12 protein-coding genes are annotated in these 15228 nt (G+C 68.8%); 8 read left to right on the top strand and 4 right to left on the bottom strand.

The window, feature by feature from the left end; translation table 11 throughout:
* The first annotated feature begins 44 nt into the window (after positions 1–44).
* Together B5X82_RS23715 and B5X82_RS23710 are read left to right on the top strand one after the other, a co-directional pair.
* Positions 45–1274, top strand: a complete 1230-nt coding sequence (locus B5X82_RS23715; RefSeq protein WP_328588206.1) for a diaminopropionate ammonia-lyase — start codon at positions 45–47, stop codon at positions 1272–1274.
* A 5-nt stretch (positions 1275–1279) separates the two neighbouring features.
* Positions 1280–2572 (top strand): MFS transporter, encoded by a 1293-nt coding sequence (locus tag B5X82_RS23710; protein WP_079650819.1) that lies wholly within the window; start codon positions 1280–1282, stop codon positions 2570–2572.
* Between the two features lie 25 nt (positions 2573–2597).
* On the opposite strand, the gene B5X82_RS23705 is transcribed toward B5X82_RS23710, so the two are convergent.
* The 4 genes from B5X82_RS23705 to glpD form a co-directional block, all read right to left on the bottom strand.
* Positions 2598–3206: a TetR/AcrR family transcriptional regulator gene (locus B5X82_RS23705; RefSeq protein ID WP_079650818.1), complete on the bottom strand. Its 609-nt coding sequence runs from the start codon at positions 3204–3206 to the stop codon at positions 2598–2600.
* A 171-nt stretch (positions 3207–3377) separates the two neighbouring features.
* Positions 3378–4103 (bottom strand): MIP/aquaporin family protein, encoded by a 726-nt coding sequence (locus tag B5X82_RS23700; protein WP_079650816.1) that lies wholly within the window; start codon positions 4101–4103, stop codon positions 3378–3380.
* Entirely contained in the window at positions 4100–5629 is a 1530-nt protein-coding gene (glpK, locus tag B5X82_RS23695; protein ID WP_079650815.1) for a glycerol kinase GlpK, read from the bottom strand. The genes B5X82_RS23700 and glpK overlap by 4 nt, the downstream gene beginning before the upstream one ends.
* Positions 5626–7158 (bottom strand): glycerol-3-phosphate dehydrogenase, encoded by a 1533-nt coding sequence (gene glpD / locus B5X82_RS23690; RefSeq protein WP_079650813.1) that lies wholly within the window; start codon positions 7156–7158, stop codon positions 5626–5628. Before glpD ends, glpK begins: the two co-directional genes overlap by 4 nt.
* Before the next feature lie 286 nt (positions 7159–7444).
* Between glpD and B5X82_RS23685 the strand changes: the two genes are divergently transcribed.
* From B5X82_RS23685 to B5X82_RS23660, 6 genes are all read left to right on the top strand, one after another.
* A complete protein-coding gene (locus B5X82_RS23685; protein ID WP_079650812.1) occupies positions 7445–7819 on the top strand; it encodes a nuclear transport factor 2 family protein in 375 nt (124 codons plus the stop codon).
* A gap of 31 nt (positions 7820–7850) precedes the next feature.
* A complete protein-coding gene (locus B5X82_RS23680) occupies positions 7851–9512 on the top strand; it encodes a carboxylesterase/lipase family protein (protein WP_079650810.1) in 1662 nt (553 codons plus the stop codon).
* The gene (locus B5X82_RS23675) at positions 9509–10435 is read left to right on the top strand and encodes an SMP-30/gluconolactonase/LRE family protein (protein WP_235862786.1); all 927 of its coding nucleotides are present in this window, start codon (positions 9509–9511) and stop codon (positions 10433–10435) included. Before B5X82_RS23680 ends, B5X82_RS23675 begins: the two co-directional genes overlap by 4 nt.
* Positions 10436–10532: 97 nt before the next feature.
* Positions 10533–12332: a hydantoinase B/oxoprolinase family protein gene (locus tag B5X82_RS23670; protein ID WP_235862785.1), complete on the top strand. Its 1800-nt coding sequence runs from the start codon at positions 10533–10535 to the stop codon at positions 12330–12332.
* Between the two features lie 12 nt (positions 12333–12344).
* Positions 12345–14417: a hydantoinase/oxoprolinase family protein gene (locus B5X82_RS23665; protein ID WP_079650807.1), complete on the top strand. Its 2073-nt coding sequence runs from the start codon at positions 12345–12347 to the stop codon at positions 14415–14417.
* Positions 14398–15219: a fumarylacetoacetate hydrolase family protein gene (locus B5X82_RS23660; protein ID WP_235862784.1), complete on the top strand. Its 822-nt coding sequence runs from the start codon at positions 14398–14400 to the stop codon at positions 15217–15219. The genes B5X82_RS23665 and B5X82_RS23660 overlap by 20 nt, the downstream gene beginning before the upstream one ends.
* The last annotated feature ends 9 nt before the right edge of the window (positions 15220–15228 follow it).

Raw genomic sequence — 15228 nt, 5'->3', positions numbered from 1 at the left:
ATGCTTCTAAATTAGAGAGCAAATATATCCGGTAATTATCTAGGATGTCTCAAATAAACAAAGAGATGTCACTAATGATATTGCTGAATGAACTTCCAGAAAAGAATCGATCTATTTCGGAAATGGATCGGTACATGTTGGGGCGGGCGGCGCCCGCGCAGGTCTTGTCCTATCTGCGCCTGTGCCCCGATTATGCACCGACGCCGCTGCGGCGGCTGCCGGCGCTCGCCGCCTCGCTCGGCATCGGCGGGCTGCGGATCAAGGACGAGGGCGCGCGGCTAGGGCTCGGCAGCTTCAAGGCGCTCGGCGGCGCCTATGCCGTGATCCGGATCATCGCCGAGATGGCCGAACGGGCGCTGGGCCGGCCGATCGACCCGGCGATGCTGATGACGCCCGAGGTGCGACGGATCGCGGCGGGCGTCACCGTCGGCTGCGCCACCGACGGCAACCATGGCCGCTCGGTCGCGGCGGGCGCGCGGCTGATCGGCGCGCGGGCGGTCATCTTCCTCCACAGGGGCGTGTCGGCCGAGCGCGAGGCGGCGATCGCCGCGCTCGGCGCGACGACGGTGCGGGTCGAGGGCAGCTACGACGATTCTGTCGCCCATGCGTTGCGCGTCTGTTCGGAGAACGGCTGGCCGGTGGTGTCGGACACCTCCTGGCCCGGCTATGAGGCGACCCCGCTCCGGGTGATGCAGGGCTATACGGCGATGCTGCACGAGGTGCTCGACGCGGCGCCCGCGCCGCCCAGCCATGTCTTCATCCAGGCAGGCGTCGGCGGGGTTGCGGCGGCGATCGCGGCGCATCTGTCCGACGTCTGCGGCGATGCCATGCCCCGGATCGTCGTCGTCGAGCCCGACCGGGCGGCCTGCCTTCTCGAAAGCGCGCGGCGCGGCGTGGCCGGGCCGATCCCCCATGGCGAGCCTACCCTGATGGCGATGCTCGAATGCTACGAACCGTCGCCGGTCGCGTGGCGCATCCTCGCCCGCACGGCCCATGCCTTCATGACCGTCGGGGAGGAGGATGCCGCGGAGGCGATGCGACGCCTCGCGTGTCCGGTCGGTGGCGATCCGGCCATCGTCGCGGGCGAGAGCGGCGGCGTCGGCCTCGCTGCGCTGCTCAGGGTGGCGGACGACGCGGAGGCCCGCCGCCTGCTTGGCCTCGGCGCCGATGCGGACGTGCTGCTGTTCAACACCGAAGGCGCCACCGATCCGGGGATCTACCGGTCGATCACCGGGATCGAGCCGGAAGCGCTGCCGATGGCGGCCCGGCGGTGACCGGGATGCAGGCCCGTTCGGACGCGGGCGACGAGGTCAGGGTTCCGGCGCCGGCATCGCCGCTCAAGTCGATCGTTGGCGGCTCGATCGGCAATCTGGTCGAATGGTACGACTGGTATGTCTATGCGGCGTTCAGCCTCTATTTCGCGGCGCGCTTCTTTCCCGCCGAGGATCGCACGACCGAACTGATGAACGCGGCGGCGGTGTTCGCGGCCGGCTTCCTGATGCGGCCGGTCGGGGGCTGGCTGATGGGACTCTATGCCGACCGGCGCGGGCGCAAGGCGGCGCTGACGACGTCGGTGCTGCTGATGAGCGCCTGTTCCTTCGTCATCGCCGTCCTGCCCGACTATGACCGAATCGGCATCGCGGCGCCGGCGATCCTGCTGCTGATGCGGCTCCTCCAAGGGCTGAGCGTCGGCGGCGAATATGGCGCGAGCGCCACCTATCTGAGCGAGATGGCGCCGCCCGGCCGGCGCGGCTTCTATTCGAGCTTCCAATATGTGACGCTGGTCGGCGGCCAGCTTCTCGCGCTGGCGCTGCTGCTGCTGCTCCAGGCGCTGCTCGACCCCGCCAGCCTCGCGCAATGGGGGTGGCGCATCCCGTTCGCGGTCGGCGGTGTGCTGGCGCTGGTCGCCCTGGCGATGCGGCGCGGGCTGGAGGAGACCGGCGCCTTCGCCCATGCCGATCGCAAGGGCGGGGTGGGGCGGCTGCTGCGCGAGCATCCCCGCGCGGTCGCGATCGTCGTCGGGATGACGGTCGGCGGCACGGTCGCCTTCTACACCTTCACCACCTACCTCCAGAAGTTCCTGGTCAACAGCGCCGGCTGGACGCCCGGCGACGCGACCCTGCTGTGTACGCTCGCGCTGCTGCTGTTCCTGCCGCTCCAGCCGCTGTTCGGGGCGCTGTCGGACCGGATCGGCCGCCGGCCGCTGCTGATCGGCTTTGGCCTGCTCGGCAGCGTGGCGACGATCCCGATCCTGTCGCTGCTCCAGCACGTCCGTGATCCGCTGATCGCCGGTGCGCTCGTGCTGGCGGCGCTGGTGATCGTCAGCGGCTACACCTCGATCAACGCGATCGTGAAGGCCGAGCTGTTTCCGCCGTCGGTGCGGGCGCTGGGCGTCGGCCTGCCCTATGCCGTCACCGTCTCACTGTTCGGCGGCAGCGCGGAGTTCATCGCGCTCGCCGCCCGCGCGCTCGGCCGGGAGGAATTGTTCTATCTCTATGTGACCGGCTGCATCCTGGTTTCGCTGGTCACCTATATCGCCATGGGCCGGCTGGACGCGCCCGATTCCCTGTGATCGGGCCGTATGGCCCGACAAAGGCTCATCCGGGGAAGCGTTCGCCGGTCAGCGCCTGGACATAGAACTTCTTCAGCATGACCAGTATGTTCTTCTTGACCTCCTCGCTGACGTCCTCATGGTCATATCCGAATTCGCCGATCAGCGTTTCGGGGTAGGACAGCGACTTGGACAGGATGAGCGAGGAGAAGCGCAGCTCCTCGTCGGAGCGGAAGGAGCCGCCCAGCTCGGCGATGAGGTCGTAGACGAACTTGAACCAGTTGGCCCGATGCACCTTGTACTGGAAGGTCCGCTTGGCCGAGAGATCGGCGATCGGTCCCGCCTGGAGCAGCGAGAGCTCGGGCCGGTCGAACCATATGTTGAAGACGATCTCGATGAACCGTTCGAGCTTGGCCTTGGGGTCGTCGAATTTGTTGACCTCCTTGATGACCCGCTCGTTCAGTTCCTCGACGAGGTTCTCATAGCAGGACCAGAGGACCTGCTCCTTGTTCTTGAAATGATAATAGATCGCCGCCGGCGTGATGCCGCATTCGCTGGCGATATCCGGCATAGACGTGCCGCGATAGCCCTTGTTGTAGAAGAGCTTGATGGACGCTTCGATGATAGCGGCTTTGGTTCCGTCTTCTACGTCCATTGAACGCTCCATAAGGGGCATGGATTTCGACAATCCATCTCTTCCAGTTCTTCAGGATTCCGCCCGGGCGGATGCCCGTGCCCGAACGCCCATGCGATATCCCGTGGCCCATATGCCAGAGAATAGCGTCGCGTCCATGAGTGATCGTTCATTCAGTAGGTTATACAGCCCTCATGCCCCGATGCGGGACAAGGCGAGACCGGCCAGCGCGGCGCCGATGACGGGGCCGAGCACCGGGACGGGGGCATAGCGCCAGTCGGAGTCGCCCTTGCCCGGAATGGGCAGCAGCGCATGGGCGATGCGCGGGCCGAGGTCGCGCGCCGGATTGATCGCATAGCCGGTGGTTCCGCCCAGGGACAGGCCAATCGCCCAGACGATCACCGCGACCAGATAGGGTGCGACGCCGTCGGCCATGCCGTGCGGCGCGACCGCCGGGGAGAACATCGCGCCGATCGCGAAGGTCAGCGCGAAGGTGCCGATGATCTCGCTCATCAGGTTCGCCTTGACGTCGCGGAGCGCCGGCGCGGTGCAGAAGGCCGCACGCTTGATCGCCGGGTCGGCGGTGCCGCGCCAGTGCGGAAGATAGTGCAGGAAGACGAGCGCGGCGCCGAGCATCGCGCCGAGCAACTCGCCGGCGATCGCCTGCGGGATGCCGGTCCAGTCGCCGTGCCGGATCGCCATGCCGATCGCGAAGGCGGGGTTGAGATAGGCGGCCGCGCTGCCGCACGCCTTGGCGACGACGATGCCGACGAACACGGCGAAGGCCCAGCCGGCGGTGATCACCATCCATCCGGCATTCTCCGCCTTCGACGCCTTGAGCAGCGCCCCGGCGACGACCCCGTTGCCGAACAGGATCAGCGCGGCGGTGCCCAGCAATTCCCCGAGGAATATGTTCACGCGGCGTCGTCCGCTGCGGCCTGCGGCCGATCGATCCAGCCGAGCGACTTGCCGATCGCCTTCTTCCACGAACGCTGGTGGTGTGCGCGCAGCTCGGCCGGCATGGCGGGCCGCCAGGTCGCGTCGACGCCCCAATTGTCGCGCAGCTCCTGCGTGCCCGACCAGTAGCCGACCGCCAGCCCCGCCGCATAGGCGGCGCCGAGCGCGGTCGTCTCGGTGATCCGCGGGCGGACCACCGGCGCGCCGAGCATGTCGGCCTGGAATTGCATCAGCAGCTCGTTGGCGACCATGCCGCCGTCGGTCTTGAGCGTGGCAAGCCGGATGCCGCTGTCGGCTTCCATCGCCGCGACGACGTCGCAGAGCTGATAGGCGGTCGCCTCAAGCGCCGCGCGGGCAATGTGGCCGCGGTTCGAGAAGCGGGTGAGGCCGGCGATCACGCCGCGCGCGCTGTCGTCCCAATAGGGGGCGTAGAGGCCGGAAAAGGCCGGGACGATGTAGACGTCGCCATTGTCTGGGACCGATCGGGCGAGCGCCTCGATCTCGGGCGCGGAGTCGAACAGGCCGAGATTGTCGCGCAGCCACTGGACGAGCGCGCCGGTGATCGCGATCGCCCCCTCCAGCGCATAGCGGGGCGGCTCGTCGCCGAACCGGTAGGCGAGGGTGGTGAGCAGCCCGGCCTTCGAGCGGACGGGCTCGGTGCCGGTGTTCATCAGCAGGAAGGAGCCGGTGCCGTAGGTGTTCTTCGCCTCGCCCGGCGCGAAGCAGGCCTGGCCGACCAGCGCCGCCTGCTGGTCGCCGAGGATGCCGGCGAGGCGGGCGCCGTCGAGCGGCGGCGTCCGGATCGTGCCGTGCAGGGCGGACGAGGCGACGATCCGCGGCAGGCAGGCGCGCGGGATGCCGAAGGTCGCGAGCAGCTCGTCGTCCCAGGCGCAGGTCGCGAGGTCCATCAGCATGGTGCGGCTGGCGTTGGTGACGTCGGTGAGGTGGACGCCGCCCTCGGGGCCGCCGGTGAGGTTCCACGCCAGCCAGCTGTCGATCGTGCCGAACAGCGCCCGGCCCGATTCCGCCTGCGTGCGGGCGCCGTCGACATTGTCGAGGATCCAGCGCAGCTTGAGCGCGGAGAAATAGGTCGCCAGCGGCAGGCCGGTCTTGTCGCGGAACCGGTCCTGCCCGCCGTCGCGACGATAATGCTGCACCAGCTCGTCGGTGCGCGTGTCCATCCAGACCAGCGCATTGCACAGCGGCCGGCCGGTCTCGCGGTCCCACAACAGGCTGGTCTCGCGCTGGTTGGTGATGCCGACGCCGGCGAGGTCCGCCGCGGTCAGGTTGGCGCGGGCCAGCGCGGCGCCGATCACCTCCTGCGTGTTCGCCAATATCTCCAGCGGGTCATGTTCGACCCAGCCCGGCGAGGGATAGATCTGGCGATGCTCCTTCTGCGCGACGGCGAGGATCGCGCCGTGCCGATCGAAGACGATGAAACGCGAGCTGGTCGTGCCCTGGTCGATCGCGCCGACGAACTGGGTCATGGGTTCTTCCCCTGCTGCGGAACCGGCGGCGCGGCTTCGCGGCCCAGCCGCTGCGCGACGCGCGCGGCGGTGCCGGGCGGGACGTGCAGGCCGAGCTTCGAGCGCCGCCAGAGGATGTCGTCGGGCTGCCGCGCCCATTCATGGACGGCGAGATAGTCGACTTCGGCCTCGGTCAGGCCGCCGCCAAGGTCCGCGCCGAGGTCGTCGATCGTCGCGGCACCGCCGAGCAGCGTCTCGACCCGCGTCCCATAGGCCTTGCCGAGGCGGCGCAGCAGCGCGGGCGGCAGTCCGGGGTGGCGCGCGACGAGCTCGTCCGACCAGAGATCGAACCGTCCGTCGCCCATGTCGCCGCCGGGCAGCGGCGCCCGCCCGGACCAGCCCGGTATGAGCGGACGGCCGAGCGCGGGCAGCAGCTTCGCCATCGCATGCTCGGCGAGGCGGCGGTAGGTGGTGATCTTGCCGCCGAACACCGACAGCAGCGGCGGTTCCTCGCCGCCGCCGTCGAGGGTGAGGAGGTAATCGCGCGTGACCGCCGAGGCGTTGGTGGCTCCGTCGTCGTGGAGGGCGCGCAATCCGGAAAAGCTGTGGACGACGTCGGCCGGCGTCACCGGCGTTCGGAAATAGCCCGAGATGTTCGCGCAGAGATAGGCGACCTCCTCTTCCGAGATGGCGACGTCGGCCGGATGCCCGTCATAGGGGATGTCGGTCGTGCCGATCAGGGTGAAGCGGTCCTGATAGGGGATGGCGAACAGGATGCGGCCGTCGGGGTTCTGCAGGATGAAGGCATAGTCGCCCTCGAAGCGGCGCGGGACGATGATGTGGCTGCCCTTGACCAGGCGGATGCGGCCGGCGTCGTGCCGGCCGAGGCGCGCCTCGAGCAGTTCGCTGACCCAGGGCCCGGCGGCGTTGACGATCGCGCGGGCGGCGACGGCCGTCCGTGCGCCCGAGGCGCGATCCTCGATCTCGGCCCGCCAGACCGACCCTGCCCGCCGCGCCGACAGCAGTCGGGTATAGGAGCGGATCGACGCGCCGCGCTCGGCGGCGTCGAGCGCGTTGAGCACGACCAGCCGGCTGTCGTCGACCCGGCAGTCGGCATAGGTGAAGCCGCGGCGATAGCCCGGCTTGAGCACGGCGAAGCCCGGATGGTGCGGGGCGGTGACGGCGCGCGACCCGGGCAGCCGGCGCCGGCGCGCGAGATGATCGTACAAGAACAGCCCGGCGCGGATCATCCAGGCGGGTCGCTGCCCGGCGGCATGCGGCAGGAAGAAGTCGAGCGGCGCGATCAGGTGCGGGGCGATCGCCATCAGCCGCTCGCGCTCCTGCAGCGATTCCCGTACCAGCCGGAACTCGTGATATTCCAGGTAGCGCAGCCCGCCATGGATCAGCTTGGTGCTGGCCGAGGAGGTGTGGGCGGCGAGGTCGTCCTGCTCGACGAGCATCGTCGACAGCCCGCGCCCGGCCGCGTCGCGGGCGATGCCCGCGCCGTTGATGCCGCCGCCGACGATCAGCAGGTCGACCGCCGACGTCATATCGTCTCCTGTTTCAGATGCGTCTCGCTAGATGGGATAAACTGAATGTTCATTTAATAGAATATCTCCTCCATTTCCTGTCAAGAGGCCGAACCGCCGGCGCGCGGTTTTTATCGTACCGGCTTTCCGCTCGCCTTGGTTACGGTCCAGTATGGAGGGGCGGATCGCGATCGTCGTCAAGCATTATTGACTCCGTCGAGATAGCGGATTTATTAAATGATCATTCAGTCAATGATTGGCGACCCGTTGGGGCTCGCGGATCGTGCGGCATCGATGGAGAGTTCCTATGACCGACCTGTCCCACGGCTTTGGCGATTATGCGGAGATCGCGCGTCTGATCGGGCTCTATGTCGACGGCGCGCGGGCCGGCGACAGCGGCCCGATGCGGCAGGTCTTTTCCGAAGAGGCGACGATCTGCGGCTTCCTGGGGCCGGACAAGTTCGCAGGGCCGATCGAGATGCTGTTCGCCTTCGTCGACGGGGCGGGGCCGTCGCCCGACATCGCGGCCTCGATCCGATCGATCCAGCTTCTCGACGGGATCGCCTCGGCGGTGGTCGAGGCGCATCAATGGAGCGGTCACAGCTTCGAGGATATCCTGTCCTTCGTGCGGTTCGGGGCCGAGTGGAAGATCGTCGCCAAGGCGTTCCGTCTGGCGGCCTGAGGCGGTTCGGAACCGGATGAGGAGAGGATCGATGCAGCGGCGGGACTTTCTCTTGGCATCGATCGCCGGACTGGGGTGGATGCACGGATCGGCATCGGCGGGCCGCCGGACGGCGGAGGGCGCTTCGGCCGCGCCGGTCGTGCGGACCAGCGAGGGGCTGGCGCGCGGTGCGCGCGCCGGCGGCGTCGCGACGTTCAAGGGGTTGCGCTACGGCGCGCCGGTCGGCGGGCATGCGCGCTTCAGCCGCGCCGCGCCGCCGCAGCCCTGGCCCGGCGTGCGCGACTTCCGGGACTTCGGTGACCGCGCTCCGCAACCCGGCAAGCATTCGCCGCAGATCGGCCTGCCGGCCCCCGATGCGGGCCCCTGGGCCTCGTTCACCGATCCGGCGCCCGCGGGCGAGGACTGCCTGCGGCTCAACATCTGGACGCCCGAGGCCGATCCCGGCGCGGCGCGGCCGGTGCTGGTCTGGCTGCACGGCGGCGGCTTCCGCGAGGGATCGGGCAGCATCAACGCGAGCGACGGGCAGGTGCTGGCCGCCGAGAACGGCGTCGTGGTGGTGACGGTCAACCATCGCCTCGGCGTGTTCGGCTATCTGTCGCTCGGCCATCTCGATCCGGCCTTCGCCGATTCGGGCAATGTCGGGATGCTCGACATCGTCGATGCGCTGAAGTGGATTCGTCGCAACATCCGAGCGTTCGGCGGCGATCCCGATCGCGTCGCGATCTTCGGCGAGTCCGGCGGCGGGGCGAAGGTCTGCGCGCTGATGGCGATGCCCGAGGCGCGGGGCCTGTTCCATGGCGCGATCGCCCAGAGCGGGGTGCTGGTCTGGGGCATGGAGCGAGCCCAGGCGGCGGAGGCGGCGAACGCGCTGCTCGACACGCTGGGCGTCGGCCGCGATCCGCAGCGGTTGCTCGACCTGCCGACGCAGGCGATCCTCGACGGCGTGTCCGCGCTCGGCGACGGATGGGCGCGCAAATTCCTGCCGGTGATCGGCGGCAGCCTTCCGCACCATCCCTTTGCAGAGGGCGTGCCGGCGGTCAGCCGCGACGTGCCGATGATCATCGGCACCAGCCGCGACGAGGCGACGATCCTGGTCGGTTCCCCGCCGATCTTCGCGCTCGACTGGGACGGGCTGCGGGCCGCGCTGGCGAAGATGTTTCCGGGCGACATGGCGGCGCTGGTGGCCGGTTATCGCCGGCTCTATCCGGCCAAGAGCCCGGCCGACGTGTTCTTCGCGGTGATGAGCGAGTTCCTGATCGTCCGCTCGTCGATCTATGTCGCCAATCTCCGCGCCGCGGGCGCGAGCGCGCCGACCTGGGTGTATAGCCTCGAATGGCCGACGCCGATCATGGGCGGCAGGTTCGGAGTCCCGCACGGGCTGTCGGTGCCGCTGGCGTTCGGGACGATGGCGCGGGTGCCCAGCATGGTCCCGGTCGATGCCGGCTCGACGGCGGTGTCGGCGCTGATCCGCCAAAGCTGGTCGAGCTTCGCGGCCGGCGGTGCGCCCCGGCCCGCATCGATCGCCTGGCCACCCTATGGCGCGGCGGGGCGCGAGGTGCTGGCGATCGATGCGGTGCCGTCGATCGTGCGCGATCCGCGCGCTGCCGAACGCCACCTGCTCGCCGACCTGCCCTGGTTCGACACCAATGGCGACCATCGCGCCGCGCCGCCCCTCGCGAAGGGCATGTGGTGAGCGCTCCGGTTCCGGCCGTCGACGCCCCGCTGGTCCACGACTGGAAGGCGGCGATCGCCGAAGCCCCGGTCTGGGACGAGCGCGGCCAGGTTTTCTGGTGCCTCGACAATGTCAGCGGCGAGATCATCGCGCTCGACGGCGACTGGAGCGTCCGCCGGACGATCCGGCGCGGCCGCCCGACCGCGGCGGCGCTGCCGCGCCGTTCCGGCGGCCTGCTGCTCGCCGAAGGCTGCGCCTTCACGCTGCTCGACGCGGACGGCGGCGAGCGGCCGCTGGCGACGATCGACGCGGACCCGTCGTCGGTCCGCATCAACGAGGCGGCGTGCGATCCCCAGGGCCGCGTCTGGGCCGGGACAGTCGATGCGGCGCTGTCGCTTGGCGGCGGCGCGCTCTACCGGCTCGACGGCGACGGGCGCTGCGCCCGTGTCCTCGAAGGGCTGACGATCGGCAACGGCATCGGCTGGAGCCCCGACGGCGCCATCTTCTACCTAGTCGATTCGCCGACCGGCCGGGTCGACGCGTTCGACTTCGACGGCGCGGCCGGCACCTTGGCCAATCGCCGCACCGTGCTCAACTTCGCGGTGGGCGAGGGGTGGGCCGACGGGCTCTGCGTCGATGCCGAGGGCTGCCTCTGGGTCGCGATCCCGCTGACCTCGGAAGTGCGCCGCTATTCGCCGGGCGGGTCGCTGCTGCTGCGCGTCCGGGTGACGGCGCCGTTCGTCACGAGCTGCGCGTTCGGCGGCGCCGATCATGCGACGCTGCTGATCACGACCGGCGCGGTGGCGCTGCCGCGGCAGATGGTGGCGGCGATCGGCTTCGATCCCGACGCGGCGGAAGGCGCCGCGACCGCGCCGGGCGCCGGCGGCCTGTTCGCGCTGCGACCCGGCGCCACCGGGCTGGCGGAGCCGGCCTGCGGCTTCTGACGACAGGCATAGCGATCGGCTGAAAAAGCGAATTTGACAGCCCGATGGAACTGACATAATTACCTTACTAAATATTCAGTAAGTTTATGAGGCAGGCGTGGACGAGAGGCTGGAAGTGAGCGGGACTGCGGTGAAGATCGAACCCCACATGTTGGCCATCCTCGCCAGGAAGTTCAACGTGATCGTCAATGAGATGAACCACACGCTGGAGAAGGTGTCGCGGTCGGCGGCGCTCAATCTCGCGAAGGATTTCTCGTCGGCGGTGCTGACCAGCGACGGCGACCTGTTCTGCCTGACCCAGGCGATCCCGATCATCGTCGCGTCGTGCAGCATGGCGGCGAAGCAGATGACCGGCCTGTTCGACGATCTCCGCCCCGGCGACTGCTTCCTCAACAACTCGCCCTATTATGGTTCGAGCCACCATGGCGACTTCGCCTATATGGCGCCGGTCTTCTACAAGGGCGAACATATCCTGACGACGCTGAGCGTCGCCCACCAGGCCGACATCGGCAACAGCCAGCCGACCACCTTCATGCCTTTCGCCAAGGACCTCTACGAGGAAGGCGCGCTCGACTTCCCCTGCGTCCGCGTCCAGCGCGACTATGCCGATGTCGACGACGTGGTGCGTATGGCGAAGATCCGCATCCGCAACCCCGAGCAATGGTATGGCGACTATCTGGCGGCGGTCGGCGCTGTGCGGATCGGCGAGAAGCGGATCATCGAGCTGTGCGACAAATATGGCGCCGCGACGATCAAGGCGTTCCTGGCCGAATGGCAGGACTATTCGCGACGCCGCATGGCCGACGAGATCGGCAAGCTGCCGCGCAGGAGCTGGGAAGCGACCAACGCCCACGATCCGATCGAAGGGCTGGCGCCCGACGGCATCCCGCTCAAGGTCAAGCTCTCGATCCTGCCCGAGGAGGGCAAGATCCAGGTCGACCTGCGGGACAATATCCCCTGCATCGAGGCCGGCTATAATCTGAGCGAGGCGACCACCCGGTCGGCGGTCGTCACCGGCATCCTCAACAACCTGTCGTCCGATCTGCCGCGCAACGACGGCGTCTACAACTGCATCGAGATACTGGTGCGCGAGAATGCGATCGTCGGCGGCGTGAAGCCGCCCTACAGCACCTCGATGGCGACGGTCGGGGTCGCCGCGCGGCTGATCAACCTGATCCAGTCGATGTTCGCGGAGCTGGGGCCGGACAAGGGGCTCGCCGAGGGGGCGACCTCGTTCAGTCCCAGCGTCGCCTCGGTCTGCGGCAAGGACTTCCGCTATGACGACCGGCTGTTCGTCAACGCGGTGATCTACGGCTTCGGCGGCGGGCCGGCGCTGCACGGCCATGACGGCTGGCTGACCTATCTGGGGCCGCCCGGCGGCTGCCAGGTCGACTTCATCAGCGCCGAGATCTTCGAACTCAAGATGCCGATCCTGTTCGGCTGCTGCGAGGTCGAGATGGACAGCGGCGGGGCGGGCGAATGGGACGGCGCTCCCGGCATACGCTGCCTGATGCGGCCGCGCGGCAATCCGGCGCTCTGGTCCTATTTCCTCGATTCCAAGGTCTTCCCGCCCAAGGGGCTGCACGGCGGCCATGCCGGCGCGCCGTCGGCCGCCTGGAAGGTCGACGCGGCCGGCAACGAGGTGGCGATCCCCGACATATCGAGCGAGGAGATCCAGCCGACCGAATGGATCGGCAGCCTGTGGCCCGGCGGCGGCGGCTTCGGCGATCCGCTCGACCGAGATCCCGAACGGGTGCGCCACCGGGTGCGCAACGGCTGGGTCTCGCCCGAAAAGGCACGGTCGGTCTACGGCGTCGCGCTCGACCTGTCGGGCGAGGACTATCGCGTCGACCAGGAGCGGACCGCTCAGCTCCGCCTGGCACTCCGGAATAGATAAGGGTCAAGAGAGATGCGTTTCAGGGTGTGCTCCGACGTGGGCGGCACGTTCAGCGATCTGTTCGTGTTCGACGAGAACAATGGCGAGTGGAACATCTTCAAGGCGTTCACCGTCCCGCGCCGGCCGAGCGACGGCATCATGGCCGGGCTGCGCCAGGCGGCCGATCATTATGGCCTGACGCTCGACGGGTTCCTCCGCGACTGCGTGTCGCTGGTGCACGGCTCGACGGTGGCGCTCAACGCGCTGATCGAGGGCAAGGTCGCGAAGGTCGGGCTGATCTGCACCCGCGGCTTCCGCGACATCCTGACGACGCGCGAGCAGGGCCGCAGCGAGCCCTTCCTGTGGAAGACCGACTATCCCGATCCCTTCGTGCCCCGCTACCTGACGCTGCCGGTCACCGAGCGGATCAATTCGGAAGGCGGGGTCGAGGTGCCGCTGGACGAGGACGACGTCCGCGCGGCGGTGCGCCAGCTCAAGGGCCATGGCGTCCAGGCGATCGCGGTGGCGCTGCTCTGGTCGATCACCAACGGTCAGCATGAGCGCCGGATCGAGGCGATCATCCGCGAGGAATGGCCCGAGGTGCCGGTCGTCCTCAGTTCGCAGCTCAACCCGATCCTGCGCGAATATCGGCGCACCTCGTCGACCGTGGTCAACGCGTCGCTGCTCGAGGTGATCCGTACCTATGTCTCCGACCTGCAGGCGCAGCTCAGCGACAACGGTTATGCCCGTCCGCTGTCGCTCGTCACCTCGGCCGGCGGCATCGCCAGCGTCCAGGACATGATGGAACGCCCGATCTACAGCATCAATTCGGGCCCCTCGATGGCGCCGATCGCGGGCCAGACCACGGTCGCGATGGAGCAGGGCATCGACAATGTCCTGGTCGTCGACATGGGCGGCACCAGCTTCGACGTCAGCGTCGTGCAGGACGGCAAGATCAACCTGTCGCGCGAGATCGTGATGGGCGGCTGCTTCCTCGGCGTCGACCTGGTCGACAGCCGCAGCGTCGGATCGGGCGGCGGCAGCATCGCCCGGGTCGACGCGGGCGGACTGGTCCATGTCGGGCCGGAGAGCGCGGGCGCCAATCCGGGGCCGGCCTTCTACGGCCGCGGCGGCACCCGCCCGACCGTCAGCGACGCCGACCTCGTCCTCGGCTATCTCAACACCGAGGCGTTCGCCAAGGGTGGCACTCCGCTCGACCCGGCGCTCTCCTCCGCGGCGATCGAGGAGCATGTCGCGAAGCCGCTCGGCATCGACGTGGCGCAGGCCGCCTTCACCATGTGGAGCACCGTCAACAACGACATGCAGGCGGCGATGCAGGACCTCGCCATCTCGCGCGGGATCGACCTGCGCGACTTCGTGGTCGTCTCGGGCGGCGGCGCGGCCGGCATGCACATCCAGGCGATGGCGATGGAGCTCGGCATCAGGGAGCTGATCATCCCCAAGGCGGCCGGCGTGCTCAGCGCCTATGGCGGCGCCTTCGCCGACCTGGTGAAGGAATATAGCGCGATCGCCTTCGCCGAGAGCAACCGCTTCGACTTCGCGGGCGTCAACGCCCTGCTGGCGTCGCTGGAGGAGCGCGCCGTCGCCTTCCTCGACGGCCATGGCATCGACGCCGCCGACCGGCGCCTCGAATTCTATGCCGAGGCCCGCTATCCCGAGCAGATCTGGGAGCTGCCCGTTCCCCTGCGGACCGGCCGGATCGCCGATCAGGCCCAGCTCGACGCGATGGTCGGCGATTTCCACGACATCCATGAGCGGATGTACGCGGTGAAGGACCCGTCGCAGCCGATCGAATGCCTGCACTGGAAGGTCCGCGCGATCGGCACGACGCCGAAGCCGGCGATCCGCAAGCTGCCGTTCGGCGGCGAGGGCGCCGGTCACGCGCTGAAGGGGACGCGCAAGGCCTTCTTCAAGGAACTTGGCGGCTTCGTCGACACGGCGGTCTACGACGGCACCCGGCTGACCTGCGGCAACCGGATCGAGGGGCCGGCGGTGATCGAGGAGCCGACCACGACGGTGGTGGTCATGCCGGGCACGGCGATGACCGTCAGCGAATATGGCAGCTATGTCTCGCGTTTCGCCTGATCGCGCGATGCGGATCGTCCGCTTCCGTTATCTGGGCCGCCGCCGCTACGGCCTGCTCGACAGCGAGGGCGTGCGGCCGCTGTCGACCAGCCCGTTCCGCGTGTTCCAGCAGGGGCGCGACCTGGCCGATTGCGTCGAGGACGGGGTCGTCTTCGGCCGCGACGAGGTCGTCCTGCTGCCGCCGTGCGCGCCTGGCAAATATGTCGGGATCGGGATCAACTATCGCGCCACCGCCGAGGCGCTCGGCATGGCCGTGTCCGAGGAACCGGTCGTCTATGTCCGCCCGCCGAACTGCATCATCGGCGACGGCGACCGGATCGAGCTGCCCGTCGACGGCGAGGTGGTGTGCGAGGGCGAACTGGCGGCGGTTATCGGCCGGCGGGGACGGGACATCGCCGAGGGTGACGTCGCCGCGCACGTGATCGGCTACACGTTGACCAACGATCTGATGGACGTTGCCCAGTTCCACCGGGACAAGGGCAATCCGAGCCTGGCCAAGGGGCGCGACGGCTTCGCCCCGCTCGGCCCGTGCATCGCCACAGGGCTGGACCTCGCCACGGCCGAGCTGGCGACCTTCGTCAACGGGACGCGGGTGCAGGCCGGCTTCGCGCGCGACATGCTGTTCGGCGTCGAGCGCTGCGTCAGCCACGTCTCGCGCTTCATGACGCTGGAGCCGGGCGACGTCGTCGCGCTGGGATGCCCGCCCACGCCCGCGCGGATCGCGCCGGGCGATCGCATCGAAATAGGCTGCGCGCCGATCGGGACGCTCGCGAACGAGGTCGCGGGCGCGCCACGGACATAAGGGAGAGAC

Origin of the sequence: Rhizorhabdus histidinilytica, assembly GCF_900167915.1 — a bacterium.
Classification (GTDB): domain Bacteria; phylum Pseudomonadota; class Alphaproteobacteria; order Sphingomonadales; family Sphingomonadaceae; genus Rhizorhabdus; species Rhizorhabdus histidinilytica.
This window is presented reverse-complemented; position numbering and strand designations above follow the sequence as displayed.